The sequence below is a fragment of the Ruegeria sp. R8_1 genome (genome assembly GCF_017743815.1).
In the GTDB taxonomy this organism is placed as follows: Bacteria; Pseudomonadota; Alphaproteobacteria; order Rhodobacterales; family Rhodobacteraceae; genus Ruegeria; species Ruegeria lacuscaerulensis_A.
This window is the reverse complement of sequence record NZ_JAGHRL010000001.1, coordinates 250,806-274,601: the sequence shown is the minus strand read 5'-3', so window position 1 is coordinate 274,601 and position 23,796 is coordinate 250,806. Positions and strand designations below refer to the sequence as shown.

Genomic DNA, 23,796 nt, shown 5'->3' with positions numbered 1-23,796 from the left:
GTTTTTCAGAAGCGGTCAGAGCCTGGAAACCCAAGCTCTGACCCTGCCACTACGCAAGTTACGCGTCGGCGTCGTCGCTGGCGAAGCTGGAGGTCATCGAGCCACCGACCATGGTTGTGTCGACCGTGTTGCCAAGAACGTTGGCGCCCATGACAATCGACTGGTTGAACGCCGACGTGTCGACCACCGCAGCCGCCGAGGCATAGGACTCGCCGTTCACAATGCCGTCTCCGCCGTTGCCAGAGCCCCACTCGCCTGCATGGCCACCGGTCCCGCCAGCACCCGAATAGGCACCCGCAGCGTCACCGCCGTTGACCATTGCGCCGGTCGTTGCACCCGAGGTCGCAGAGCCGATCGCGTCGCCACTGGTTCCGCCGTTACCGGCACCAGCGCCGCCGCCACCACCAAAGCCGGACATGGCCGACCCGGTCGCGCTGCCCGCGCCCGTCGAGGTTGCGTCATTGTCGGACATCGCGTCACCGCCATACCCTGCAATGGCACTTGCCAGACTGTCTGCAGACCCGTCCGTATCCGCGACCGAGAACAGACCAGAGTCGCCGCCCTCGCCTGCGGTGTTGGTTGCATCAGCAGACCCCGCACCTGTGCCGCTGGACATCGCATCCTGCTGGATCGCGCCGCCACCGCCACCGAAACCATCGGCAGTCGCGGTTCCGGTACCGGTACCTGTTGCCGACCCGTCGGTGGTGTTGCTACCGGCCGCGCCACCGTCACCGCTGTTGTTCTGCGGCAGGCTCGCGTTTCCGTTCACATCGCCCGGCGATTGGGTGACGTTCGGGCCAGTCGTGGTTTGATCGCCAACGCCTTGCGCGCCAGAAGTCGCACCCGCGGTGCCTCCGGTTGCCATTCCGCCCGAGCCATCGCCGCCCGAACCAACGCCACCGGTCCCGTCGCCGCCACCAGCGCCACCGCCGGTTCCGTCGCCACCCGAACCGAAGGCACCTGTGCCATCGCCGCCAGAGCCGACTGCGCCCGAACCAACGCCACCGGTGCCCGGATTACCGTGATTTGTGTCTCCGCCACCATTGCTGGCATCAGCATGACCAGCATTCAGTCCAAGCAGACCATTCTGCTGATTCAAAGCTGCCAGAGCTGCGTCAACCTGACCCGAGTCACCACCGGTACCCGCGCCGCCAGTTCCGGCACCGCCAGTTCCAGCTGCACCATTACCGCTGCCGCCCGTTCCGGTTGCACCGTTGCCGTTGCCGCCGGTACCGCCACTGCCGTTACCGTTGCCACCGGTGCCACTTGCACCTGTGCCATTCCCGGTATCCGCATCGGCCGCACTGCCAGCCAGGCTTCCTGCAAGCCCAAGGCCCAGATTGCCGGCGTCTGCGTCATTGGCCTCGGTCTCGCTGCTTCCGGCGTTGATCGCGACACCATCGGTGTCGGCATAACCGTCGCCACCATTTGCACCGTTTGCGTCAGAGTCATTGGTCCCCTGACCAGCACCCAGCGCACCAGCATGCGATACGTTATCTCCGCCGCTGGACAGACCGCCGTTCTCGGCACCCGAGAGACCCAGGCCCAGGCCCAAGCCGACGGATCCGGCATTACCGCCTTCTCCGGCTACGCTGGTGCCATCGGAAACCGAAGCGCCGCTGTTATGCGCGGCCGAGTCACTGATAGCTTGACCACCTGCGCCTGCACTGCTGCTGCCGTTGGATTCCGCACCAGACAAGCCCACGCCCAAACCGACATTAGACGCATCACCCGCGTTACCGCCGTCACCACCGACACCGGTACCATCGGCATCACCGGTGTGACCACCCAGTGCGTATGCATCGCCGCCAGTCGTATTGCCCGAGGCATTCCCCGCATAGGTGCTGCCACCTTGGCCCGAATTGCCGCCGTCGGAATGCGTGCTGATGCCCTCGTCGGCTGTCGCTGAGCCGCCGCGCGCGTTGCCGTTCTGGTCAAAGCTACCGGTATTGGTTACCGCAGCCGATCCCAGATGATCATCGTCGCTTAGGTTGGCGTACTGGTGGTTGATGGCGGACATGTCGTTGCCCTCACCACTCAGATCGATATCCAGGTTCAAATCGTCGCCCGGATCGTAGTCGAAATCGTTTCCAACAGTGATCACATCATCAATCGACGACCCGCCGGATACGTCGACGTCGACCAGATCGTCGTCACGGCCCAAAGGCTCGGCATCGCCAAAGTCGATGTTGACCCAGTTCGAATTGTCATTGTTGCCATTGGTCTGGCTTTGACCCTGGCCCTGGTCCTGACCTTGACCCTGGTCTTGGCCTTGGCCCTGATCCTGGCCCTGCCCCTGATCCTGACCCTGTCCATTCTCGACCACGGTCGCCTGACCCTGGATTTGATCCTGGCCCTGACCCTGTTCATTTTCGACATTGGTGTCCTGATCAGTCAGATCAGCTTCAATATAGGCGTCATCAACGTGAACATCTGCGTCCACGGGAACATATGCCGTACCGATGTTAACTTCATCAATGTCTGTGATGCTGTTATGCGGTTGTTGACGTTTACTCATATCAATAATTCCACTTACTGAGCGCACGGACCGTCATTCATCTCCAAAACGGTGACTGGCGCGTTGAAACAATGAGGCACACAAGCGCAAACCGCGCATGGGTGCGTGTCTTTTCAGTGATTCCTCTCCCACCCTCCTTTCTCGGCCAAGCCGAAACTACGTCTGAAGAAAAACGTCGCGAAAATGCGCGATGTGCAGACGCAATAGGAAATTCAACTCCGCAAATTGGAGTGCAATCATGGTTGCAGCAGTAGGGTGATCTGGATAGCTAGCCGTAAGCGCTAGAACGGTTAACTCTATATTTTATATAGCAAAAATTTAGATCAGCCATCAGCGAGCAGTTAAGATGAAACAAAAAATTGGTTTAAAACCTGCAAGTTACTTCCCGCAAATATCCAGATTTAATTTGGAAAATCGCACCGATGACGCCTATCCGAAAGTTCTAGAACTATTCACAATTGAACGACCGGGTACGGAAGAAAATTATACTTTCTTCTATGGTCATCTCCCCAAGTACGTTAATATTCAGTTAATATTAATCTAATGTTCAGTTAATGATTTCGCCGCTTGTGTGGCGTGGTAGTGATAAGGGGGAGGTTATGAACATTCCGCTTCAGGATAATACCCTGAATAGTCAATATTTATTGGAAGAGTTCTCAATCAATTTCATCGGCAAGGAACTGTTTTATTCAGAGCAGACCATCGAAAGTGTTCAATCTGAATTTGGTGTCTCTACGCATCGCTTCGAATCGATTGCGTCCCTGCCAATTTACGAATCGGAAAACAATGGACCCGGAAGAATTTTGATTGTTGACCAGATGTTGACAGAAGATTTTCTGGCCCGCCCGCAACATTATAAGGACAGCGCAGGGCTGGGTAGTCTTGTTTTTGCGTATCGCAAGGAAGATGCGGCTCGGTTTGTATTTGACCGTTGGGATCCCGGTGCACACGGGGACATAGGTTACCTGCCGATGAATATTGCACCCGACGCGTGGCGGTCGATCCTTCGCCTTCTGTTACATGAAGAACTTTATCTTCCCAGTTTTCTCGCCAACTCAGTGTGCAACACAACCACTCCAACGCAGAAACATTCGGTTGAGACGACAGACCCGCACCCGCTTTATTCCAAACTGACGCGAAGGGAAAAGCAGGTGTTGCGATTGGTCTCAAAAGGTCAAAGCAACAAGATTATTGCATCAAATCTTGGGATCACTGAACATACGGTGAAGTTACATATACACAATGTCGCGGGAAAGATCGGTGTCAGCAATCGAACTGCGGCGGCACAGTTCTTTTTTGAGGTCGCCCCGCAAGAGGCGCAGCACACGACAATTGACTGAAGATTTTGAAGCCCGTTTCGATCGTCTCATCCTGCTTGTCGGCAGGCTGAATTACATGTGGACCAACACCGAAAGCCTTTTGATCCATTTGATCGCTGGCCTGTCTGGCACGCCCAAAGACACAGCTGTCATCATCTTTTTAACCTTGAACACAACAAGGGCGCGCATCGACCTTGTAGAACGTCTAGCCAAAATGGAAGGGCGGCCTGCCGAAATACGGGACCCGATACTCGAGCACACACACCGCCTGTCTAAACTGTCTGGCATCCGGAATCGGTATAATCACTGCATCTATTCCTTCGATCCAGACAGCGGGAATCCAAAAACGATTCTTATGCGCATCGCTGACCGAAAAACCGACATCAGACTGGGACGTGAAGACACAGTCGATGACGAGGCCATGCGGGAAATTGAAAAAGTTGTCACCCAATTGTCCGAAGCCAACCGCGATATCTGGCGACTTATTGGGCAGCTTGGCTTTCCGGTATGACAAATGGTGCTGATGGCTGGGAACGAGCCCGAAAGCCTTAGGGCGATGCATTTTAAGTAGATGTTTTTAAATCATTTTATTACCTAATAGCACCTGCTGAAGGTCCGCGCAGTCAAGAAAACAAAACTGGTCGTCTCATGGCACATTCTGAGGTCTCTCAGAATCCAATCGAAACATGGCCGATAGCGGCGATCAAAGATAACCACGAACTCACTCAGACGGCAGTGCACCTACTAGCCGAGAACCATCCATCGGGCACCCAGATTTACGACAGCGAGGCGAAGGGCCTCTGGCTGGTCTCAGGCATGCGCAAATCTTGCTGTCGCCTAAGAAGTTGGTACCCGCGGCCGGACTCGAACCGGCACGGCCTTTCGGCCCAGAGATTTTAAGTCTCTTGTGTCTACCATTCCACCACGCGGGCGAGCGTGTCGGGCCTAACTCGGTCCTGAAAATCTCAATACGGCCACAAGGCTATGAGTACAATGCGCTTTCGGCGACCTGAAGTGTTAAAAGACGCAGCCTCAAGAATATTGCTTCAAACATCTAGCAATCTGAATCGATTTGACCCGGCAAAGAATTTCAAGTTGCGCACTCGAACAGACCGCTCTCTTCGTTTGCTGACGCCCTTTGTGCTGTCCATCTCGGCAAATGAATCTCGGTTTAGAGATGAAACTCTACTTACGAAGACCACAAACCTGATCTTAGATCGATAGACTAAGCACGCCTACAATGCACGGATGGCAACATAGACGAGGCATTGATCGAGGCATATTCGGCAACGCACTGAAAACAAGCGATAGATGCCCACTGTGTCCGAGAACTTCACAGTCTCGCTCACAGGCGGCGGGTTTTCCCCAGCTTAACCGCCCAAGGCAACCCTCAAACGGTGTTTCCTGGGCCGATCCACACTCTGAACCCGCAAGTGGAACCTGTACTCGTCCAGTTGTTCCGCAGCCCGTCTTTGACGTTGGGTTGCCACTGAAGCCGGCCGGATCCTCAGAGAGTAGGTGATTTTCGATGGGTCACAGTGATGTGAGAGGTCCTGCGGCACTCCTCGATCAGAATAGTATGTGACGTTCTTTTTGAAACAGAAGGGCACTGAAATGTCCGTTGCCTGCGCAGCTTTCTTAAGAAGCCGATGTGTATCAATGAGTTGACAAGGTAAGTGGTGCCCCCACACGGACTCGAACCGCGGACCTACTGATTACAAATCAGTTGCTCTACCAGCTGAGCTATAGGGGCATTGCGTGTCGATTAATGGCTCTGGCGAGGGACTTCAAGCCTCAAATTTCATCCTTGCTTAAGGAAAGTTCGATTTCTTCTTGTCCAATCCGGCAAGCGCTTTGCAATAGCTCGGGTTTGACTGTACCACGCTCAGACTGTAATCCGGCAGACAAGGCCAAAGACGTAAGGACGTATACCAACGATGCAGGTTGCCATCCACGCTGGTGCTGCTTTTACCGACGAAGGCCGGCTACTTACGTCTTTACAGACCAACAATACAACTCTGTCCCAAACAGGAACCCGATTTTTTGGCCCCAGAAGATTTCGGCAAGTTTTTAATCCGGTGTTTCAGGCGTTGCACTCGGGCTCTTTGACCCCAAAAGGCGAGGATCGGTTGCGAAATGTGTTACCCTCGGACGAAAACGCACAGCGCGCGATCTTCCTGAGCAACGAGTTCGCTGGTGATCGCGGAGCAACTCTTTTGGACGGGCAGCTTTACCCACGCGCGGGCGAAAGAATGGCCCTGCTCGAGCACGCGTTTCACGGCCATCAGGTCGAGATCTTTTTGGCCCTAAAAAACCTTGGGAGCTTTATCCCCAAGTTGTTAATGTCATTGCCAGAAGCGGAACGCGCTGCGGTTATCGATAATACTGACCTGAGCTGTCTCAGCTGGATCGGTATGATTGACGATATTCGCGACCTTGCCCCCAACGTGAAAATAACGCTTTGGTGCAACGAAGACACGCCGTTCATTTGGGGCGACATTATCCGCGCGATTGCGGGTCTGCCGGACGATACTCCGATCAACAAGGAATTCGATCTGCTTCTGTCTTTGCTGACGGACGAAGGAAAACAGAAGGCGGCAGATTTAACGCAGCCAGATTCAAACCTGACTCGCGGTGAGATCACGGACGCCCTTGCACTGATTCTGACAGAGAATGCGCAGCCGGACAAAATCGAAGAAGAACTCGACCTTTCTGGCTGGAATTCGGATATTGTGGACGCGTTTTCAGAGCTTTACGAACAGGATATCGACCGGTTGGAGACCACAACCGGCGTCCGCTTTCTTCGACCGTAGACAAGCAAATCGAAAAACGCATTCTTTGCACCTCAATGATCGAGATGCCACCTCTACTGCCCCTACAATTTCGGTCAAATAGGGACCTGTCGCCCGCTAAATTAGGCTGTAAGGGCCTCGGAATTACTTAGTTCATACCCAGCGCTTCTTTGTACATTTCAAGTACAGCTTCTTCCTCGGCAATATCATCCTGGTCACGCTTGCGCAAAGCGATAACCTTACGCATGACCTTGGTGTCGTAGCCACGCGCCTTGGCCTCGGCCATGACCTCTTTTTGCTGCTCCGCAATGTCTTTTTTCTCGGCGTCCAATCGCTCGAAGCGTTCAATGAACTGGCGCAATTCACCCGCTGTCACACGATAGTTGGCGGTGGCCTGATCTTCGGTCATATCTTCCATTTTCGTCTCTCTCAGCGATTGCGGTTTGATGCTGTAACAGCGGCTCTCGCGGGATACCTTGCCTCTGAACCTACCGCAAGCGCGCAATCCATGGTCAGGCTTGTGTGACGCAGTACGATCCGATAAGCGCTGAGGAAATCAGTGAACCGTTTGTGGGGAACCATGTTTCAAATCATCACTTGGGGCGGTGCTGCCCTCTCGCTCGCAGGCCTTCTGGGATTGGTCTGGTGCATTTTACGGGTGATGAAGGCGCGCAAGTCCGGTTTGTCGGATGATGAGTTGCGCGCCGTTGTTCAGGGCGTTCTGCCTTGGAACCTGGGTTCGCTTTTCCTGTCGGTTCTCGGGCTGATGCTTGTGATACTTGGAATTTCGTTCAGTTGAGAATGCGCCTTAGACTGGCAGATTATCAAATCGCGCTTCCATCGCGTCTTCGCACAACGCCGCATCCAAACGCCGCAACCGCGATGGGATGTGGACACCTTGCTGACGCATACGCTCGATGATTTTGGTCACGCTGGGTTGAAGAGCCAGCCGCGTCTCAAGACAGGCACCCTGCAACTTCGCTTCAAGCTGCTCAGCTTCGGAATACAAATTGCTTGTAGACATGTTCATCCTCCCAAATGCTGTCTGATTAACCTCATATAGGTAACCGTTTTAAGACTTGCCGATCTTAGCCCGATTACGGGCGAAAACTCGCCTGCCAAGTGCCCGGTCATCGCGTGGTTTTGCGGATTGTTTAAATTCTATGCCAATCCAGCCTAAGCTGCCTTGACAGACATCAAGTCACGAACTGTTGATTGCCTTATATTCCGCATTTAATATATGAATACTGAGGCACGGACGGAGAGCAAAATGACACCTAAGGTGAAAGCGTTTTTTGATACAGACACATTTACGGTGTCCTATCTGGTTCAGGAACCCGAAGGTCAAGCTTGTGCGATCGTCGACAGCGTTCTGGATTTTGACCATGCCTCGGGGCGGACAAACACGAACTCGGCCGACATGATCATAGACTTCGTCCGAAAGCACGACCTCAAAGTAGAATGGATCTTGGAAAGCCACGTGCACGCCGATCACCTTTCGGCTGCTCCATATTTACAGCGGGAACTTGGTGGCAAAATCGGTATCGGCGACCAAATCGTGACCATTCAGGAAACCTTCGGCAAGATCTTCAACGAAGGGACCGAGTTTCAGCGCGATGGCAGCCAATTTGATGCCTTGTTCCGCGAAGGTGACAGCTTTCACGTGGGCCAGATGCGCGGAGATGTGTTGCACACACCGGGCCATACACCCGCCTGCCTGACCTATGTGATTGGAGACGCAGCCTTTGTCGGCGACACGTTGTTCATGCCGGATTTCGGCACTGCGCGGTGTGACTTCCCTGGGGGGTCTTCTGAGATGCTGTATGCATCGATCCAAAAAATATTGTCTCTGCCGGATGAAACCCGAGTGTTCGTCGGTCATGACTACAAAGCACCCGGTCGGGACGAATACGCGTGGGAGACAACAGTGGGCGAGCAAAAAGCTCTGAATGTGCATATTGGTCAGGGACGACCGGTCGAGGAATTCGTCGAGATGCGCGACGCGCGTGATGCGACCCTTGGTATGCCACGCCTGATCCTGCCGTCTCTGCAGGTCAACATGCGGGCAGGTCAGATGCCGCCTGCGGACGAAAAAGGTGATGTTTTTCTGAAGCTTCCCATCAACAAACTTTAGCGTCGAAAGAGGGCAAACAATGCAAATCGCGTGGATGTGGGGATTGGCGGGGGGCCTACTGATCGGCTTGGGCGCCGCAGTTTACCTGCTTGGGAACGGTCGCATCATGGGGGCCAGCGGAATCCTCGGGGGGCTGGTCGACAGCACGGATCGCACCGCCGAGCGGCTGGCTTTTGTCGCGGGGCTGATCGGAATGCCCCTGGTGCTGTGGCTGTTCATGTCCCCTGCCCCGCAAACTCATCTGACCGGCAATCTGCCTGTCGTTATAATCGCAGGAGTCCTGGTTGGTGTCGGAACCCGGATCGCGAATGGTTGTACCTCGGGGCACGGAGTTTGCGGTATTTCGCGGTTCTCGCTTCGCGGTATCGTGGCAACGCTTATCTATATCGGTTCAGGTGCTGTAACTCTGTTCCTGCTGCGACACATGTTGGGATGGGTTTGATGCGCGTTCTGATCTCTTTGCTGGCTGGGTCACTGTTCGGATCAGGTTTGTTGATTTCGGGCATGACCGACACGACGAAGGTGCAGGGCTGGCTGGATGTGTTCGGCAACTGGGACCCGACGCTTGCCTTTGTAATGGGCGGAGCGATCCTGCCGATGTTGGTCGCCTGGAAAATCGCCGCGCGCGGTCAACCATTGACAGGGGGGCAGTACCCGCAAGCGTCCCCACCCGAGCTGGATCGTCGCCTGGTCGCAGGTTCCGTTATGTTCGGTATGGGATGGGGTCTGTCCGGCTTATGCCCCGGTCCCGCGATTGCCTCTGTCACCTATGGTGGCATCGGTGGAGTGGTGTTCCTGATCGCCATGATTGCCGGGATGTTCGCCGCACCCGTCGTCGGGGCGCAACTGGACAGATCCGCAAACCCGGCCTAATCAATTGTCATGGAGATTCGACCAATTACCCCCCGCTACGCTGTCTCGCCGCAAATTTCGGTCGAGGACGTTCAGACCATTGCTGATTTGGGCTTTGTTCGGGTTATCTGCAACCGACCCAACAGCGAAGTTCCGATGGACCTGCAATCTGACGCGATTGGACAGGCGGTTCGCGCGGCTGGAATGGAATACGAAGTGCTGGAACTGACCCACCAGACGATGACGCCGGAAAACGTCGCCCTTCAGCGAGAACTTGCCGAACGCTGCAGCGGCCCGGTTCTGGCCTATTGCGCCTCGGGCACGCGCTGTTCGGTTGTCTGGGCCCTTGGGCAATGTGACCGGATGAGCACGGATGACATTCTGGATGCAACTACCAAGGCCGGTTACGCGCTTGAGAACCTCAGACCGGCGCTGGATCAACTTCGCAGCGTGAGCGACTAGGCAGCATTAGTCAGGTTTGCCATCCAGCCCCGCAAGCTTTGAAATCTCGGCTGCAATCTGATCTGAGTCGCCCAGGGTCAACTCACCCTCAATCGTTTCCAGTGCCTTTGGGGTGATCGGAACAATATCTGTTTCAAGATCATGCTCGGGCTTGGATTGCGCCATTGGTGATCGGGCTTCAAGAAACTCATGTTCAGTCGCGTTTAGCGGGCTGGGTATAGTTTCGTGTTCGTTCAATCGCACCGCACGCATTCCGCCACATTGACCCAAGCGACCCACAGCAGCCCGTGATCGGTCAATCGTCAAGACTTCGGCCTTGTCCACACGCGCCCCGACCAGCGGAAGAACATCACCTTCCGACAACCCAGACAATGACGCAAAGGGCAACGACATACGGCAGATCACCGTGTTCAGTTCCGCTCGCAATACGCCCGACGACTGCTCGAGATTGGGGCCTGCGACCTGTTCGTCGGGGTCATCAAGGTCACCATCTTTTTGACGATCCGGCAGAAACACGGAAATCTGTCCCTGTCGCACTCCTCCGCCAAGCTCGACTGTCAGTTCGTATACGTCATAAATTTCTTCGACCATAGCCAGTGTCAGCGTGCGCTTGTCCGGCAAACGCGCCTTGTATTCATACCCCGTCAAACCGGCCTGATCGCCCGAGGATTCGACGATACGGGATGCGCGGGTCAGCACCTCTTCGATCAGAGGTGCAACCATGGCCGCATCCGTATCCGTGCACACGCGCGCGGAAGGCGGGTCCGACATGACCTGCCCAAATGTCTGCACCTGAACGATTGCAGACACTGCGCCAAGATCAAGGCACACGGCCGCTGAAACACCATCCCCATTTCCCAACAGCACGAAAAGCCAGTCATCCTTGGCAACTTCAGCCAATGTATCCGCCGGTCGACATGATTGTTTTGCGCCGATCACCGTCAGCGGCAGCTGCATCACATCCCCTGCCGCTCGTGCGAATGCCAATCGCAGAGCCCGCAGAACAGAGCGCGGTTTGTCACCCCGCTCCTCCTGACTTGCCGAGAGCTTGCGCGCCAACGCCGTGCCGATCGGTTGCGTCATTCCCAAAACCGCCCTTCGTTCCTGTGCCTGACATCTGGTCTAACCCAGCGGAGGTTACGAATGTCTTTACGCGCCCACTACTGAGCTGCCTGACGGTAGGCCAATGGAACACGGACCCGGAACGCAGCGCCGCCCTGACCGGGAAGATAGGTGATCTCGCCCCCCAGCCGCTGCATGATTTCGCGGCAAATCGCCAGGCCCAGGCCCGCGCCTCCGGCCTTTTCACCGCTCACACGGGCAAATTTCTCGAACACCATTGAACGAGCTTCCGGAGGAATGCCGCTGCCGTTATCGGCAAAATCAACAACCACTTGCCCACCAACGTCATGAGCCGAGATGGTCAGCACAGGTTCATCCGCGTCGCAGTATTTCTGCGCATTCGAGATAAGGTTGATAAAGACTTGCCCCAACCGGTCCAGGTCGGTGTGAAGCGGAATACGTTCAGCCGCCTTGGATCGCCGCACCTCGATACCAGCGCTTGATCCCGCCAGGGCGCTAGATACGGCCCGGTCCAAAACCGAGCGCAGCGTATCGCCCCCCATGTTCAGGTTCACCCTGCCACTTTCCAACACGCTCAGGTCCAGCAGATCATCCAACAGGCGGGTCAATCGAAGCGCCTCATCGTGGATGATCGCAGCATAGCGCGTCTGTTCCTCGGGACTTAATCCGTCAGTGTCGCGCATGATTTCGGAAAAAGCCCGAATTGAGGTCATGGGCGTGCGCAATTCATGGCTGACCTGGCCCAAAAAATTGTCTTTTTGCTCAGATATTTGAGTCAGTTTTGTATTCGCATCCCGCAACTGGCGTGCCGTGCGGGTCAGCTCGGCCGACTTTGTCTCCAACTGGCTGGAGTATTCCAACAGTTGCGCCGATTCATCGGCCACAGCCAGCAGGTCTTCGACCGAGACCGACGAGCCACCCACAATCTGCCCAATCATCGCATGCGCCGTCGCCGCGCCGACAGAGCCACTGAGCTCTCGCTCAAGCCGTTCCAGAAAGGCAGGTGTCGGCTCTGGCAGACTGGAACGTCCACCTTGCCGTTCCGACTCGGCCTGAAAGAAATCCTGCGCCGGCCCCGCGCCCAGAATACGCTGGGTCATGATCATCAGATCTTCGCTCTGCGCCACGAAGCCGCTCCAACCGCGAGGCGCTACGGAATGGTCGAACACATTGACGAACTGCGCGCCCTGCAAACGCTCCAGCGGGCTGGGAAAACTCAGCAACGACGCCACGCAGAACGCCACCGTGTTCAGAGACAGTGACCACATGACCGAATGCACGATCGGGTCCATATCTTCGATCCCGAACAGCGCCTGAGGACGCAGCCACTCCAAACCGAAAGGACCGTTCTGAATGATGGTACCAGACATGAACCCGCCACCCATCTCAGGCAGCAACAAGGTGTAAATCCACAACACAAACCCAACGGTCAACCCGACAAGAGCCCCTGTCCGGGTCGCCCCGCGCCAGAACAAACCACCCACAAGGGCAGGCAAAATCTGGGAAATTCCGGCAAAAGCTATAAAGCCAATAGAAGCCAGTGCCGCACCGCCACCGGACAAACGGTAGTAAAAAAACCCAAGCGCCATGACGACTGCAATGGATATCCGCCGCGCCATAAGAACAACATGCCGGACATCCCCCGAGACCGATCCTGCCCCCCCTTGCGTGCTAAGCCAGATCGGCATGACAACATGGTTCGACACCATCGTCGACAACGCCATGGCAGTGACAATCACCATGGATGTAGCGGACGAGAACCCGCCGATGAACGAGAGCATCGCCAGCCACTCATTCCCTTGAGACAGAGGCACGGTGAGTACGAAAAGGTCAGGGTTGGATCCTTCGGGTAAAAGGTCCAACCCCACAACTGCGATGGGCACGACAAACAAACTCATCAGCAGCAGGTACAGCGGAAACGCCCATGCGGCTGTCCTCAGATGCGCCTCGTCCGAATTTTCGACCACCATGACCTGAAACATCCGAGGCAAGCAGACGAAACATGCGGCCGACAGAAACACAAAAGTAGTCCAGCGCCCCGCATCCACGTTCCATTGACCGATTTCGGACGAATCGATCTGGTCCAACATAGGACCAAGCCCGCCCGCGACGCCCCAAACCACAAAGATTCCAACAGCCAGAAGGGCAAACAGCTTGACCACCGACTCCAGCGCGATGGCGGTCACAACCCCGTGGTGCCGTTCATTGGCGTCAAGGTTCCGTGTTCCGAACAGAATCGCGAAGACTGCCAATCCGGCAGCGACCCAAAACACACTGGATCCTTCGCGATAAAGACCTGTCGGATCGGCCTCGGCGAAAATCGAGAAAGACAGGGTGATGGACTGAAGCTGCAAGGCGATGTAGGGCGTGCCCCCCAGAACGGCCAACACGGTCACACAAATCGCCAGGGTGTTGGATTTTCCGTAGCGCGAAGAAATAAGGTCTGCGATCGAGGTCACCCTCTGGCTGCGCCCCACCCTTACCAGTTTGCGAAGCCCCCACCACCAGCTGATCATGACCAGCGTAGGACCAAGGTAGATCGTCACGAATTCCAACCCCGATCGCGCAGCGTTCCCGACCGCGCCATAGAATGTCCAGGCGGTGCAGTAGATCGACAGCGACAGCGTATAGAACAAAGGGGATCGCAGCCACGCCCCACGGCCTGCAGCTGCCAGCCTGTCGGCCGCAAAGGCTACACCGAACAACAGGACAACATAGCCTAAACACACCAGAATCAGGACGTTCAGCGTTGCCATCAGTCTGGTCTCTGATCGGTTTCGTCTTGAGTGGCCATACGTCTGGCTGCAAAACCAAAAACCAAACTGATGCCAATCAGAACGGCCCAGCATAAGAATATATAAAGAATGGCCGACGATAGCCGGATGCCGTCTCCTGCCTCATCAGACCCCGGCCACAGCAATGGGATGGCAAACAAAGCGGCGCCTAGAATCGGCAGAAAGCGCGCAGCATCCGACAGCCGGCGACGGCGATAGCTTTGACGTTCCAAAAACAGCGAAGGCCGAACACCCTGAGGCCGTCGATCTTCGCTAATGCTCATGACCGCGTAGCCTGAGCGTGCAAGTCCCGCACCGCGGTCAAAACCTCGGCATTCGAGAACGGTTTGGTCATGAAACGACTGACTCCGGCATTTTCAGCCATCTCGCGATCCCGCAGCTGTCCGCGCGCGGTCAGCATCAGAACCGGCAAGGTCTTCAGGTCTTCAAGCTCGCGCAGGTCGCGCAGGATTTCCATCCCGCTCTTGCCCGGCAGCATGACATCCAGAATAACCAGATCAGGGTCGGCGCTTTGGATAACCCGCAATGCGTCCAACCCTTCGGCATGCGTTTCAACCTGCCAACCCTCGCGCGTCAGCAAAAACCGAATAGCCTCGGCAATGTTCGGCTCATCCTCAATTAACAGAACCTTACGGCTCATTTGTAGTATTCCTCCCCGTGACGGGCTACCCATCCGTAAACCTGTCTAGGCCAGCTTACGCCGTCTGTCAGGAAACTGTCAAAAACCTTCGCTCAGAATTGAAGGTTCACGACGAGATTCACATTCAGCGTTCGGACACACGCGACAGCTGGGGCCAACACGAGCCACATTCTGCGTATCCTGAGGGCCTTCATCCACTGATCGCACCAACATCACAGAACGATACACTGGTGCGTCGTCATAGCCCAAAGCCGCTTGCGGCCATGCATAGGCAAAACAGTCAAATTCGGCCGCTGAACGCCCCAACTGAACAATCCGCTTTCGGATGGGCACAAGAGGTCTGTTTAATGCCTGAAACAAGGGCCACAACGGGCACGCCTCGCCAAAGCGTGGCATCGCAAAGCCCGGCACCGCCTTGGTGAACAAAATACTGCCTGAAGCATCACATATCACCAACCCAGTCGGTCGCGACAGAACGCCCGGCGGCAAAGCAGCCAACCGGCGCAAGACGGTCGCGATATCCACCGAAAACTGCCGCGACAGCTGTAGCGGGTCAGGTTCAGACCCTTTAAGTGCAGCCTTTACGGCCTCCAACGGCATCGCCAGCGCATCCTGTGCATACACATCCAGAAACGCGCGGGTCACGCTTTTTACCGCGGCGGAATCAAGCGCCTCAAGATCGACTTCGCTGCTGCTGCCGCCGCTTTCGATTTCAGGAAAATGGTGACTGCGCGCCTCGAAAAAAGCCTCCGCCTCCTCCAGTGGTACGCCGCGTCGGTCATCCGCCGAGTCAGCATCGTCCAGATAAGTCACCAACGATTTCGAACTGTCTGCAAGCCGTTCTGCATCCTGATGCAGGTTGCGGTGAAAACGGTCCTGCCATTCCGGCTCGATTTCCTGAGTTTCAGCCAGAATTGCAGCGGTCGAACGAATGGCGGCGGCGGTCGACAACACCTCATGCATCGAAGCCGCAAGATGCGGATCATGGGTTAGACGGTCCGACAGCGTTTCGACGGTGCGTTCCAGCGAGACTACGCGCCGATGCATCTGTGCTAGCACACCTGCCCAACCGGAGAACCGCCCCGCGAATTCCTCAACCGCATCAATCTCGGCGTTTTGTCCGATTGCGTCCGCCGCCGCTTCCCGCAATGCCGAGATCAAGGTGGCTTCGACCCCCTGCGTCAGCACCGAAGGTTCGACAGCAAGAGCCGATGCAATGTCAACAAGCAGCTTGCCCCCGATCCTTCGGCGATTATGCTCGATAAGGTTCAAATAAGACGCTGATATCCCGACCTTTCGGGCCAATTCCGCCTGCCGCAACCCCGCGATCAGACGCCGCTCGCGAATTCGGCTACCTGTCAGTGTGTCGCGCATGTTTCGGCCCCTCCCCAAAGGCATATTCCGCGACTAACCTACCTTCTGTTTTCAGAACTATTCAATAAATACTTTTACTTAAGGACCAGTTTTCAAGCTAAGTTTACATAGTTAACAATTCTGACAGAACGCACGCTCGCACCCCAAACGTCAGTTTCTGAGCCCAACCCCTTCAATTCCGTGTCAATTCCCGGCACGATGCAAGAATGAGTGACCCTGCGTTCGAATACGCCCCCATTGGCCTTGTAGAGCTGGAGAACCGGATCATCCGGCGCTGCAACCTGCAATTCGCGCGCACGTTTGGCGGGGAAGAGACAGAGTACCGCAATATGCCGCTGCTGCACCTTTACCCATCAGTCGCGGATTGGGAGAGAATCGGCGCGCGCAGTCTGCAGGTGATGCGTGGGACAGGCTACTACACGGATGAACGAGTCATGCGTCGACGCAGTGGCGATCTGTTCTGGTGCCGCGCGCGTGGACGATCCTTGACCCCTGACGACCCGTTCCGCCACGGGATCTGGAGCTTTTCCGACATCTCCGAGGAACGCCCTCTGGTCGAGCTAACTCAGCGCGAACGCGAGGTTGCCATTCTTTCATGCCGCGGCTTATCCGCCAAGGAAATCGGCGTCGAACTGGGCCTGAGTTACCGCACTATCGAAGCCTACCGCGCTCGCCTGCTTGAGAAATTCGGCGCCCGAAAACTACCTGAACTTGTGGCGAAACTCTCTGGAATGCCGCTTTAGCGACTTTTTGCTTGAACTACTCGACCAAAACAGCACCGCGACAGGTCGAGACGCGCTTTTCATGGCAGTGCGCTTGGCTTATAACGCTGCGTAATCAGACCAAAGCCCGCAACGCACAGACGGGCCAAAGGGGAACCGTCGAGGACACTCATGACAGACACCAAACACGAAGCGGACGTGGCATTCATCAAAGCTCTGGCTGAACTGCTGCGCGAAAATGACCTGACCGAATTGCAGGTCAAACGCGAGTATGGCGAAGAAGACAGCCTGAACGTCCGCGTCAGCCGTATGACCCAGACTGCGGCCGCGCCGGTTCAGATGGCCGTTCCCGCTGCTGCTCCTGCAGCGGCACCCGCCGCTGCCCCTGCCGCGCCCGAGGCTCCCGCAGCGCAGGAAGATCCGGCCAGCCATCCCGGTGCCGTGACTTCGCCGATGGTAGGCACTGTTTATATGCAGCCCGAACCGGGCGCGCCTTCGTTCATCTCGGTCGGCGCATCGGTGTCAGAAGGCGACACGTTGCTGATCGTCGAAGCGATGAAAACCATGAACCACATCCACGCGCCTAAATCGGGCACCATCAAGCGTATTCTGGTCGGTGACGGCGACGCTGTGGAATTCGGCACCCCTCTGGTCATCGTTGAGTAAGGCGGGCCCATGTTCGACAAAATCCTGATTGCCAACCGAGGCGAGATCGCCCTGCGCGTCATCCGCGCCGCGCGCGAGATGGGGATTGCGACGGTCGCCGTGCATTCAACAGCCGACAGCGACGCGATGCATGTGCGCATGGCGGACGAATCGGTTTGCATTGGCCCTCCGCCCAGCCCGCAAAGCTATCTATCCGTGCCCGCCATCATCTCGGCCTGCGAGATCACCGGCGCACAGGCGATCCACCCCGGCTATGGCTTTTTGTCCGAGAATGCCGAATTCGTGCAGATCGTCGAGGACCACGGCATCACCTTCATTGGCCCCACCGCTGAACATATCCGCGTGATGGGTGACAAGATCACCGCCAAGGACACGATGAAAGCCCTTGGTGTTCCTTGTGTTCCCGGCTCGGACGGCGGCGTTCCGACGCTGGAAGACGCCAAGCGTATCGGTGAGGAGTTCGGCTATCCCGTCATCATCAAGGCCACCGCCGGCGGCGGCGGACGCGGCATGAAAGTCGCGCAGACCGCGGATGAGATGGAAAGCGCCTTCATGACCGCGCGTGCCGAAGGCAAAGCCGCCTTTGGCAATGACGAGGTCTATATCGAGAAGTACCTGACCACGCCCCGCCATATCGAGATTCAGGTCTTTGGTGATGGTAAGGGCAAAGCAGTGCATCTGGGCGAACGCGATTGTTCGCTGCAACGTCGCCATCAGAAGGTGTTCGAAGAGGCCCCCGGCCCCTGCATCACCCCCGAAGAACGCGCGAAGATCGGCAAGATCTGTGCCGACGCGGTCGCCAAGATCAACTATATCGGCGCGGGCACCATCGAGTTCCTGTATGAAAACGGCGAGTTCTATTTCATCGAAATGAACACCCGTCTGCAGGTGGAACACCCGGTGACCGAAGGCATTTTTGGCGTCGATCTGGTGCGCGAACAAATCCGCGTTGCCGCTGGCGAGGACATGTCCTTCGGCCAGGACGATCTGGAAATCAACGGCCACGCCATCGAGGTTCGGATCAACGCGGAAAAATTGCCAAACTTCTCACCCTGCCCCGGCAAGATCACGGCCTATCACGCGCCCGGCGGTCTGGGCGTGCGAATGGATTCGGCGCTCTATGACGGATATTCGATCCCGCCCTATTACGATTCACTCATTGCCAAGCTGATCGTACAGGGTCGCGACCGGGCCGAGGCGTTGGCGCGGCTGGAACGTGCCTTGGGCGAGCTGATCGTGGACGGTATCGACACCACCGTGCCTCTGTTCCACGCCCTGCTGCAAGAGCCTGATCTTCACAGCGGTGACTACAACATCCATTGGCTGGAAAAGTGGCTTGCCGAGAACATGGCAGACTAACATACTAAGGGCGAAGGGTTTTTACCTTTCGCCCTTTGAGATTCCAGTATGAGCCTGACCCCCGACCTCTTACTGCACGGCTACTCCATCGGCATTTTCCCGATGGCTGAGCACCGCGATGACCCCGAGCTGTTCTGGGTCGACCCCAAATTTCGTGGTGTCTTCCCGCTGGACGGATTCCACATTTCCCGCAGTTTGGCACGGCGCATACGCAACTGCGGGTTCTCCATCACGATCAACCGGGACTTCGCTGGGGTCGTCGATGGCTGCGCCGACCGCGCCGACACGTGGATCAATGACGAGTTGCGCAACCTGTACCAACACCTACATCACACGGGCCATGCACACTCGCTGGAAGTGTGGGAGGAATCGGCCCTGATAGGCGGCGTCTATGGCGTGTGCCTTGGGGCAGCGTTTTTCGGCGAAAGCATGTTTTCGCGACGAACGGATGCGTCAAAGATCGCATTGGCCTATCTGACGGACAGGCTTCGCAGAACAGGGTTTCATCTGTTCGACACCCAGTTTCTGACAGCGCATCTGGCCTCTTTGGGTGCGATAGAAATACCCCGCACGCAATATCGGCAAGAACTGGAAGAGGCGATCAGCGCCAGCGCGGATTTTACCGCTGACTTAACTCAATCGCCGGATGGCGTTATACAACGAATAACCCAAACGTCGTAGCGCGAATGGTCCAGCGCATTCAGCGCCGGTGACGTGGCGATCATCCAACCGTCAAACAGTTGGTCAGTCTTGCCATTTTCCCAAATCGTGAGATAGGCAAAAGCATCACCTGTCGGGTTCTCGGCCGGATAGCGGCAATCGCCCAACGCGACGTCCAGACCAAAAACGGGCTGTGTTTCACCGTTCCGCATCTCGACGTCAACGGTTTGGCCGCTGACCTTGTCCAACCCACGCAGCATCGCACCCAGCCCCGACTGGACCTTTTGCTGCGCCGATGCGCCCGTGGCGGCCAGCATGGTAAGCACAATGGCGAGACGCCGCATTAGCTGCCATCCCCGGCAACAAACTTGACCAGAAGCGAAATCAGGCTGACCGCGCCCTGTGTATCCGTGACCTCATCACCAGGCTCGAAATAGAAGGGCGAACCGCCCGGCATCACTTCAACGAAGTTTCCGCCCAACAATCCTTCGGATGAGATAACGATCGCGCTGTCATCCGGAACCAGAATACCGTCCGAGATCGAAAACGTCGTATCAGCTCGGTAGGTTTCGGAGTTGAGCGTTACGTCCGTAACAGTGCCGATCTTGACCCCGGCCAATCGTACATCCGTTCCAACACCGACGCCTTCCAGCGACCGGAAAGATGCGCCCAGTTCATAACCCGTACCACCTTGCGACAGGCCGGTGGACTGGCTGGCATAGACCCCAAAAGCAACGGCACAGGCCAAAACGGCGCCGCCAACCAGGACTTCGGAAATATTGTAGCTCGACATAATCTGCCTCGTTTATTCGGGGCTCCAAGCCTCGTAATCGGAACGTTCAATCGGGTCCGGGCGACGCAGGGACCCGGCAGGAGTATAGGCAAGCGCCGAGCCGGTCAGGTTTTCCTGATGTGGTTTTTCCCACGACTTGTGCGGCAATGGTTTGTCAGTCGGGGGCTCGTCCCATGTACGGTGCAGCCAACCATGCCAGTCAGGGTCGACGCGGCTCGCCTCGGCTTCGCCATTGAAAATGACCCAGCGCTTGCTGTCATCCGCATTGCGGTAGAACACATTACCCTGGTTGTCCTCGCCGACCTTTTCACCCTTGCGCGCAGTGTAAATCTGCGTGTTCAGAGTGGCCCCGTTCCACCAGGTCACGGCTCGCAAAAGACTGTTCAGGATACCCATGGGCTGCCTCCGGCAATTCTGTTTCCGCAGATATGGACCAAAGGCGCGCCAAGGTCCAGTGTCACAAGGACCGCACCCCCTATTCCGGCAAATACGCGGTCACTTCTATTTCAATTCGGTATTTCGGGTCGATCAAATCGCATTCGATCATTGTTGCGGCCGGAGGATTCGCACCAAATGTCTCGCTCAGAATTGGCCAGCATGACTCGAACTCAGCCTTGTCGGGTAACATGTAAGTTACACGAACGACGTCCGAAAAGCCTGCACCAGCTTCGGTCAGCGCTTTTTCAATCACCGTCAGTGCCGAGCGGCACTGCTCGACCACGGTATCACCCTGCCCGACCGTACCAGAGACATGCACCCAACCTCCGGCAACCACGGCGCGGCAATACCCTAGCTTGGGTTCAAATTCGCCACCTGATGAGATGCGCTTGATCATTTCAGTATCCTCATAAGAAAACGGCGCGGAGAACCGCGCCGCATGGATCAGATCTGTAAGGTCTTAACCCGCCGAAGCAGATTCGGCTGCATCCGCATAAATGATTAGCGGCTGCGATTCAGATGTCACGGCCTCTTCGTTGACCACAACTTCGGTCACGTTTTTCAGACCCGGAAGCTCGAACATCGTATCCAGCAGGATGTCTTCCAGAATCGAGCGCAATCCACGTGCCCCGGTTTTCCGTTCGATGGCTTTCTTGGCAATCGCCTTGAGCGCGTCATCGGTAAAGGCCAGCTCGGCATCTTCCAGTTCAAACAGGCGCTGATATTGCTTGACCAGTGCGTTTTTGGGCTTGGTCAGGATCGTGACCAGAGCATCCTCGTCCAGATCCTCAAGCGTTGCCAGAACCGGCAGACGTCCAACAAATTCAGGGATCAGACCAAATTTCAACAGATCCTCAGGTTCCAGATCCTTGAAAATCTCACCTACGCCACGCTCATCATTGTCACGCACGTCTGCCCCGAAACCCATGGCCGAGCCCTTGCCGCGCTGCGCAATGATCCTGTCCAGACCGGCAAATGCACCACCGCAGATGAACAGGATGTTGGTCGTGTCCACCTGCAGGAACTCCTGCTGCGGATGTTTACGCCCGCCCTGCGGCGGAACGCTGGCCACGGTACCTTCCATCAGCTTCAGCAGCGCCTGCTGTACGCCCTCACCCGATACGTCGCGCGTGATCGACGGGTTTTCGGATTTGCGCGTGATCTTGTCGACCTCGTCGATATAGACGATGCCGCGCTGCGCACGTTCGACATTGTATTCTGACGCCTGCAGCAGTTTCAGAATAATGTTTTCGACGTCCTCACCCACGTATCCCGCTTCGGTCAGAGTCGTCGCATCCGCCATCGTGAACGGCACATCCAGAATCCGCGCCAGTGTCTGGGCCAGCAGCGTCTTGCCGCACCCTGTGGGGCCAATCAGCAGGATGTTGGACTTGGCAAGCTCAATATCGCTGCCCGCCTTCTGTGCGTGGTTCAGACGCTTGTAGTGGTTGTGCACAGCCACCGACAGGACCCGCTTGGCCGTGGCCTGACCGATCACGTAATCGTCCAGCACTTCACAGATATCCTTGGGTGTCGGCACTCCGTCGCTGGATTTCAGGCCGCTGGCCTTTGTCTCTTCGCGGATGATGTCCATGCACAGTTCGACGCATTCGTCACAGATAAACACTGTGGGTCCGGCAATCAGCTTGCGCACCTCATGCTGGCTCTTGCCGCAGAAGCTACAGTAGAGCGTGTTTTTGCCGTCACCGCCTGAATTCGTCGCCATGTTCTACCTTTCGGGCTTCGTCCCTGCGGCCCCGCCCGGGGCCGCGCTTGCCGCATGTTGCTGCAGCTTAGGCCACCACTGAGGCGGCTACAATCTCAAAAATGTACCTCGCGCACGTGACGCGAGGACTTATTCTCAGCTCTCGTCGCCGTCCATTTTCGCACGGTTTTCGACGATTTCGTCGATATGACCCCAGTCTTTCGCTTCTTCCGGGCTCATGAAGTTGTCGCGATCCAACGCTTTCTCAACAGCCTTTTTTGTCTGCCCTGTATGACGCACATAGATGTCATACAGTCGATCTTTCAGCTTTTGCGTCTCGGCGGCGTGGATCATGATGTCGCTTGCTTGCCCCTGATACCCACCGCTGGGCTGGTGAACCATAATGCGGCTATTGGGCAGCGAAAAGCGCATTCCTTTCTCGCCCCCGGCCAACAGAACCGACCCCATCGAGGCCGCCTGACCGATCACCAATGTCGAACACTTAGGTTTAATATACTGCATTGTATCGTAAATCGACAAACCGCTTGTCACGACACCGCCAGGCGAATTGATGTAGATCGAGATTTCCTTGTTCGGGTTCTCGGCCTCAAGATGCAGCAACTGAGCCACCACCAGATGGCTCATTCCGTCATGGATCGGGCCATTGATAAAAATGATCCGCTCTTTCAACAGGCGCGAGAAAATATCATAGGCGCGCTCACCCCGGCTGGTCTGCTCAACGACCATGGGGACGAGCGTATTCATATAGGTATCAACGGGATCGAACATTCTGAACCTGCCTGCTTTGCTATGGATCGGGACAATACCCGAAGAAACGTTACCCGAGTCTTAGTGCTGCCATAGAGGGGCTGCAAGGGGGGCCGGAGACTTCTGATCAACACATTGCTTTTTGTCGGCCATCGGCAGTTGTTTCTGCGCGGCGCGACGCCGCCACTGCCCGTTTTCAACTAGGGGCGTCTTTTGTCTGCGGATGCTCTCTTTCCCATCACGTCATTTTGATTCATGCATATGGACATATTTGGTCAGTATGTGCACTTAAGCGGCTCAAGTAACCGAGTCCGGATTTTACGTAGACCATCGCCCGACTGGGCATAAAGGACAAGATAATGGCACTGGCGCAGGTTAAGCAGGACATCCCAAACGACAACATCGAACTCATTGCAGGAAGCGCGACGCGGGCTTCGAATTTTCTGAAGGCGATCAGCCACGAAGGACGGCTGATGATCCTGTGTCATCTTGTATCCGGCGAAAAATCTGTGACAGAGCTGGAAGAGTTGCTGTCAGCGCGTCAGGCTGCTGTGTCGCAACAGTTGTCGCGACTTCGCCTTGAAGGGCTTGTTATGCCGCGCCGCGAGGGCAAGGCGATCTACTACCGCCTTGCTGATGACCGCCCCAAACGCATGCTCGAAGTGGTCTATGAATTGTTTTGTGAAGAACAGACAGCCTGAGCCGAACTGTTAAAA

General features: G+C 56.2%; 27 protein-coding genes and 2 tRNA genes. 13 read left to right on the top strand and 16 right to left on the bottom strand.

Going from position 1 to position 23,796, the window contains the following annotated elements:
* Positions 1 to 58: 58 nt before the first annotated feature.
* Positions 59 to 2,518 carry a hypothetical protein gene (locus J7380_RS01380; RefSeq protein WP_209194148.1) on the bottom strand — a complete coding sequence of 820 codons (2,460 nt, stop codon included), beginning with the start codon at positions 2,516 to 2,518 and terminating at the stop codon, positions 59 to 61.
* Between the two features lie 599 nt (positions 2,519 to 3,117).
* Here J7380_RS01380 and J7380_RS01375 point away from each other — a divergent pair.
* Positions 3,118 to 3,858: a response regulator transcription factor gene (locus tag J7380_RS01375; RefSeq protein ID WP_209194147.1), complete on the top strand. Its 741-nt coding sequence runs from the start codon at positions 3,118 to 3,120 to the stop codon at positions 3,856 to 3,858.
* Positions 3,851 to 4,348: a hypothetical protein gene (locus tag J7380_RS01370; protein ID WP_170752270.1), complete on the top strand. Its 498-nt coding sequence runs from the start codon at positions 3,851 to 3,853 to the stop codon at positions 4,346 to 4,348. Before J7380_RS01375 ends, J7380_RS01370 begins: the two co-directional genes overlap by 8 nt.
* A gap of 335 nt (positions 4,349 to 4,683) precedes the next feature.
* Here the strand turns inward: J7380_RS01370 and J7380_RS01365 are convergent.
* Positions 4,684 to 4,769 (bottom strand) — tRNA-Leu (locus tag J7380_RS01365).
* 745 nt (positions 4,770 to 5,514) lie between these two features.
* Positions 5,515 to 5,590: transfer RNA gene (locus J7380_RS01360), tRNA-Thr, on the bottom strand.
* 184 nt (positions 5,591 to 5,774) lie between these two features.
* On the opposite strand from J7380_RS01360, the gene J7380_RS01355 reads away from it, so the two are divergent.
* Positions 5,775 to 6,650: a hypothetical protein gene (locus J7380_RS01355; RefSeq protein WP_209194146.1), complete on the top strand. Its 876-nt coding sequence runs from the start codon at positions 5,775 to 5,777 to the stop codon at positions 6,648 to 6,650.
* A 127-nt stretch (positions 6,651 to 6,777) separates the two neighbouring features.
* On the opposite strand, the gene J7380_RS01350 is transcribed toward J7380_RS01355, so the two are convergent.
* Positions 6,778 to 7,047, bottom strand: coding sequence for a DUF2312 domain-containing protein (locus J7380_RS01350; RefSeq protein ID WP_170355037.1), 270 nt, complete (start codon positions 7,045 to 7,047; stop codon positions 6,778 to 6,780).
* Between the two features lie 162 nt (positions 7,048 to 7,209).
* Here J7380_RS01350 and J7380_RS01345 point away from each other — a divergent pair, with 162 nt between their 5' ends.
* Positions 7,210 to 7,428 carry a hypothetical protein gene (locus J7380_RS01345; protein ID WP_170355036.1) on the top strand — a complete coding sequence of 73 codons (219 nt, stop codon included), beginning with the start codon at positions 7,210 to 7,212 and terminating at the stop codon, positions 7,426 to 7,428.
* Between the two features lie 9 nt (positions 7,429 to 7,437).
* Here the strand turns inward: J7380_RS01345 and J7380_RS01340 are convergent, their stop codons facing one another.
* The gene (locus J7380_RS01340) at positions 7,438 to 7,653 is read right to left on the bottom strand and encodes a hypothetical protein (RefSeq protein WP_170355035.1); all 216 of its coding nucleotides are present in this window, start codon (positions 7,651 to 7,653) and stop codon (positions 7,438 to 7,440) included.
* Between the two features lie 246 nt (positions 7,654 to 7,899).
* On the opposite strand from J7380_RS01340, the gene J7380_RS01335 reads away from it, so the two are divergent.
* The 4 genes from J7380_RS01335 to J7380_RS01320 are packed head-to-tail and all read left to right on the top strand — an operon-like array spanning position 7,900 to position 10,077.
* Positions 7,900 to 8,763, top strand: a complete 864-nt coding sequence (locus J7380_RS01335; RefSeq protein WP_209194145.1) for an MBL fold metallo-hydrolase — start codon at positions 7,900 to 7,902, stop codon at positions 8,761 to 8,763.
* Between the two features lie 19 nt (positions 8,764 to 8,782).
* Complete coding sequence (locus J7380_RS01330) at positions 8,783 to 9,205, top strand: YeeE/YedE thiosulfate transporter family protein (RefSeq protein WP_209194144.1); 423 nt, start codon at positions 8,783 to 8,785, stop codon at positions 9,203 to 9,205.
* A complete protein-coding gene (locus J7380_RS01325; RefSeq protein ID WP_209194143.1) occupies positions 9,205 to 9,636 on the top strand; it encodes a DUF6691 family protein in 432 nt (143 codons plus the stop codon). The genes J7380_RS01330 and J7380_RS01325 overlap by 1 nt, the downstream gene beginning before the upstream one ends.
* 9 nt (positions 9,637 to 9,645) lie before the next feature.
* On the top strand, positions 9,646 to 10,077 hold the full coding sequence (locus tag J7380_RS01320; protein ID WP_170753907.1) for a TIGR01244 family sulfur transferase: 432 nt from the start codon (positions 9,646 to 9,648) through the stop codon (positions 10,075 to 10,077).
* Between the two features lie 6 nt (positions 10,078 to 10,083).
* On the opposite strand, the gene J7380_RS01315 is transcribed toward J7380_RS01320, so the two are convergent.
* The 5 genes from J7380_RS01315 to J7380_RS01295 form a co-directional block, all read right to left on the bottom strand.
* The gene (locus J7380_RS01315) at positions 10,084 to 11,160 is read right to left on the bottom strand and encodes a FliM/FliN family flagellar motor C-terminal domain-containing protein (protein ID WP_209194142.1); all 1,077 of its coding nucleotides are present in this window, start codon (positions 11,158 to 11,160) and stop codon (positions 10,084 to 10,086) included.
* Positions 11,161 to 11,237: 77 nt separating this feature from the next.
* The gene (locus tag J7380_RS01310) at positions 11,238 to 13,916 is read right to left on the bottom strand and encodes an ATP-binding protein (RefSeq protein ID WP_209194141.1); all 2,679 of its coding nucleotides are present in this window, start codon (positions 13,914 to 13,916) and stop codon (positions 11,238 to 11,240) included.
* Positions 13,916 to 14,218 (bottom strand): hypothetical protein, encoded by a 303-nt coding sequence (locus tag J7380_RS01305; protein ID WP_209194140.1) that lies wholly within the window; start codon positions 14,216 to 14,218, stop codon positions 13,916 to 13,918. Before J7380_RS01305 ends, J7380_RS01310 begins: the two co-directional genes overlap by 1 nt.
* Positions 14,215 to 14,595, bottom strand: a complete 381-nt coding sequence (locus J7380_RS01300) for a response regulator (protein WP_170355027.1) — start codon at positions 14,593 to 14,595, stop codon at positions 14,215 to 14,217. Before J7380_RS01300 ends, J7380_RS01305 begins: the two co-directional genes overlap by 4 nt.
* A gap of 78 nt (positions 14,596 to 14,673) precedes the next feature.
* Entirely contained in the window at positions 14,674 to 15,969 is a 1,296-nt protein-coding gene (locus J7380_RS01295) for a helix-turn-helix transcriptional regulator (RefSeq protein WP_170753900.1), read from the bottom strand.
* A gap of 206 nt (positions 15,970 to 16,175) precedes the next feature.
* On the opposite strand from J7380_RS01295, the gene J7380_RS01290 reads away from it, so the two are divergent.
* The 4 genes from J7380_RS01290 to aat all read left to right on the top strand — a co-directional run bounded on the left by J7380_RS01290 (position 16,176) and on the right by aat (position 19,397).
* A complete protein-coding gene (locus J7380_RS01290; protein WP_209194139.1) occupies positions 16,176 to 16,712 on the top strand; it encodes a helix-turn-helix transcriptional regulator in 537 nt (178 codons plus the stop codon).
* 150 nt (positions 16,713 to 16,862) lie between these two features.
* Complete coding sequence (gene accB / locus J7380_RS01285) at positions 16,863 to 17,357, top strand: acetyl-CoA carboxylase biotin carboxyl carrier protein (protein WP_209194138.1); 495 nt, start codon at positions 16,863 to 16,865, stop codon at positions 17,355 to 17,357.
* 9 nt (positions 17,358 to 17,366) lie between these two features.
* Complete coding sequence (gene accC, locus J7380_RS01280; protein WP_209194137.1) at positions 17,367 to 18,716, top strand: acetyl-CoA carboxylase biotin carboxylase subunit; 1,350 nt, start codon at positions 17,367 to 17,369, stop codon at positions 18,714 to 18,716.
* Between the two features lie 48 nt (positions 18,717 to 18,764).
* Positions 18,765 to 19,397, top strand: coding sequence for a leucyl/phenylalanyl-tRNA--protein transferase (gene aat / locus J7380_RS01275; RefSeq protein ID WP_209194136.1), 633 nt, complete (start codon positions 18,765 to 18,767; stop codon positions 19,395 to 19,397).
* Here the strand turns inward: aat and J7380_RS01270 are convergent.
* The 6 genes from J7380_RS01270 to J7380_RS01245 form a co-directional block, all read right to left on the bottom strand.
* Positions 19,352 to 19,720: a DUF2155 domain-containing protein gene (locus J7380_RS01270; RefSeq protein WP_209194135.1), complete on the bottom strand. Its 369-nt coding sequence runs from the start codon at positions 19,718 to 19,720 to the stop codon at positions 19,352 to 19,354. The genes aat and J7380_RS01270 overlap by 46 nt on opposite strands.
* On the bottom strand, positions 19,720 to 20,169 hold the full coding sequence (gene mlaD, locus J7380_RS01265) for an outer membrane lipid asymmetry maintenance protein MlaD (RefSeq protein ID WP_209194134.1): 450 nt from the start codon (positions 20,167 to 20,169) through the stop codon (positions 19,720 to 19,722). Before mlaD ends, J7380_RS01270 begins: the two co-directional genes overlap by 1 nt.
* Positions 20,170 to 20,181: 12 nt before the next feature.
* Positions 20,182 to 20,565, bottom strand: coding sequence for an NADH:ubiquinone oxidoreductase subunit NDUFA12 (locus J7380_RS01260; RefSeq protein WP_170355019.1), 384 nt, complete (start codon positions 20,563 to 20,565; stop codon positions 20,182 to 20,184).
* Positions 20,566 to 20,644: 79 nt separating this feature from the next.
* Entirely contained in the window at positions 20,645 to 21,004 is a 360-nt protein-coding gene (locus J7380_RS01255; RefSeq protein WP_209194133.1) for a RidA family protein, read from the bottom strand.
* Positions 21,005 to 21,067: 63 nt separating this feature from the next.
* Positions 21,068 to 22,333 (bottom strand): ATP-dependent Clp protease ATP-binding subunit ClpX, encoded by a 1,266-nt coding sequence (clpX, locus tag J7380_RS01250; RefSeq protein WP_170355017.1) that lies wholly within the window; start codon positions 22,331 to 22,333, stop codon positions 21,068 to 21,070.
* Positions 22,334 to 22,468: 135 nt separating this feature from the next.
* Complete coding sequence (locus tag J7380_RS01245; RefSeq protein WP_209194132.1) at positions 22,469 to 23,101, bottom strand: ATP-dependent Clp protease proteolytic subunit; 633 nt, start codon at positions 23,099 to 23,101, stop codon at positions 22,469 to 22,471.
* A 338-nt stretch (positions 23,102 to 23,439) separates the two neighbouring features.
* On the opposite strand from J7380_RS01245, the gene J7380_RS01240 reads away from it, so the two are divergent.
* On the top strand, positions 23,440 to 23,781 hold the full coding sequence (locus J7380_RS01240) for a metalloregulator ArsR/SmtB family transcription factor (protein WP_209194131.1): 342 nt from the start codon (positions 23,440 to 23,442) through the stop codon (positions 23,779 to 23,781).
* Positions 23,782 to 23,796: the final 15 nt, after the last annotated feature.

Excerpts from the sequence above, each read along its gene's own strand:
- J7380_RS01380 (WP_209194148.1), bottom strand. The coding sequence starts at position 2,518 with ATGAGTAAACGTCAACAACCGCATAACAGCATCACAGACATTGATGAA.
- J7380_RS01375 (WP_209194147.1), top strand. The coding sequence starts at position 3,118 with ATGAACATTCCGCTTCAGGATAATACCCTGAATAGTCAATATTTATTG.
- J7380_RS01355 (WP_209194146.1), top strand. The coding sequence starts at position 5,775 with ATGCAGGTTGCCATCCACGCTGGTGCTGCTTTTACCGACGAAGGCCGG.
- J7380_RS01350 (WP_170355037.1), bottom strand. The coding sequence starts at position 7,047 with ATGGAAGATATGACCGAAGATCAGGCCACCGCCAACTATCGTGTGACA.
- J7380_RS01345 (WP_170355036.1), top strand. The coding sequence starts at position 7,210 with ATGTTTCAAATCATCACTTGGGGCGGTGCTGCCCTCTCGCTCGCAGGC.
- J7380_RS01340 (WP_170355035.1), bottom strand. The coding sequence starts at position 7,653 with ATGTCTACAAGCAATTTGTATTCCGAAGCTGAGCAGCTTGAAGCGAAG.
- J7380_RS01335 (WP_209194145.1), top strand. The coding sequence starts at position 7,900 with ATGACACCTAAGGTGAAAGCGTTTTTTGATACAGACACATTTACGGTG.
- J7380_RS01330 (WP_209194144.1), top strand. The coding sequence starts at position 8,783 with ATGCAAATCGCGTGGATGTGGGGATTGGCGGGGGGCCTACTGATCGGC.
- J7380_RS01325 (WP_209194143.1), top strand. The coding sequence starts at position 9,205 with ATGCGCGTTCTGATCTCTTTGCTGGCTGGGTCACTGTTCGGATCAGGT.
- J7380_RS01320 (WP_170753907.1), top strand. The coding sequence starts at position 9,646 with ATGGAGATTCGACCAATTACCCCCCGCTACGCTGTCTCGCCGCAAATT.
- J7380_RS01315 (WP_209194142.1), bottom strand. The coding sequence starts at position 11,160 with ATGACGCAACCGATCGGCACGGCGTTGGCGCGCAAGCTCTCGGCAAGT.
- J7380_RS01310 (WP_209194141.1), bottom strand. The coding sequence starts at position 13,916 with ATGGCAACGCTGAACGTCCTGATTCTGGTGTGTTTAGGCTATGTTGTC.
- J7380_RS01305 (WP_209194140.1), bottom strand. The coding sequence starts at position 14,218 with ATGAGCATTAGCGAAGATCGACGGCCTCAGGGTGTTCGGCCTTCGCTG.
- J7380_RS01300 (WP_170355027.1), bottom strand. The coding sequence starts at position 14,595 with ATGAGCCGTAAGGTTCTGTTAATTGAGGATGAGCCGAACATTGCCGAG.
- J7380_RS01295 (WP_170753900.1), bottom strand. The coding sequence starts at position 15,969 with ATGCGCGACACACTGACAGGTAGCCGAATTCGCGAGCGGCGTCTGATC.
- J7380_RS01290 (WP_209194139.1), top strand. The coding sequence starts at position 16,176 with ATGAGTGACCCTGCGTTCGAATACGCCCCCATTGGCCTTGTAGAGCTG.
- accB (WP_209194138.1), top strand. The coding sequence starts at position 16,863 with ATGACAGACACCAAACACGAAGCGGACGTGGCATTCATCAAAGCTCTG.
- accC (WP_209194137.1), top strand. The coding sequence starts at position 17,367 with ATGTTCGACAAAATCCTGATTGCCAACCGAGGCGAGATCGCCCTGCGC.
- aat (WP_209194136.1), top strand. The coding sequence starts at position 18,765 with ATGAGCCTGACCCCCGACCTCTTACTGCACGGCTACTCCATCGGCATT.
- J7380_RS01270 (WP_209194135.1), bottom strand. The coding sequence starts at position 19,720 with ATGCGGCGTCTCGCCATTGTGCTTACCATGCTGGCCGCCACGGGCGCA.
- mlaD (WP_209194134.1), bottom strand. The coding sequence starts at position 20,169 with ATGTCGAGCTACAATATTTCCGAAGTCCTGGTTGGCGGCGCCGTTTTG.
- J7380_RS01260 (WP_170355019.1), bottom strand. The coding sequence starts at position 20,565 with ATGGGTATCCTGAACAGTCTTTTGCGAGCCGTGACCTGGTGGAACGGG.
- J7380_RS01255 (WP_209194133.1), bottom strand. The coding sequence starts at position 21,004 with ATGATCAAGCGCATCTCATCAGGTGGCGAATTTGAACCCAAGCTAGGG.
- clpX (WP_170355017.1), bottom strand. The coding sequence starts at position 22,333 with ATGGCGACGAATTCAGGCGGTGACGGCAAAAACACGCTCTACTGTAGC.
- J7380_RS01245 (WP_209194132.1), bottom strand. The coding sequence starts at position 23,101 with ATGTTCGATCCCGTTGATACCTATATGAATACGCTCGTCCCCATGGTC.
- J7380_RS01240 (WP_209194131.1), top strand. The coding sequence starts at position 23,440 with ATGGCACTGGCGCAGGTTAAGCAGGACATCCCAAACGACAACATCGAA.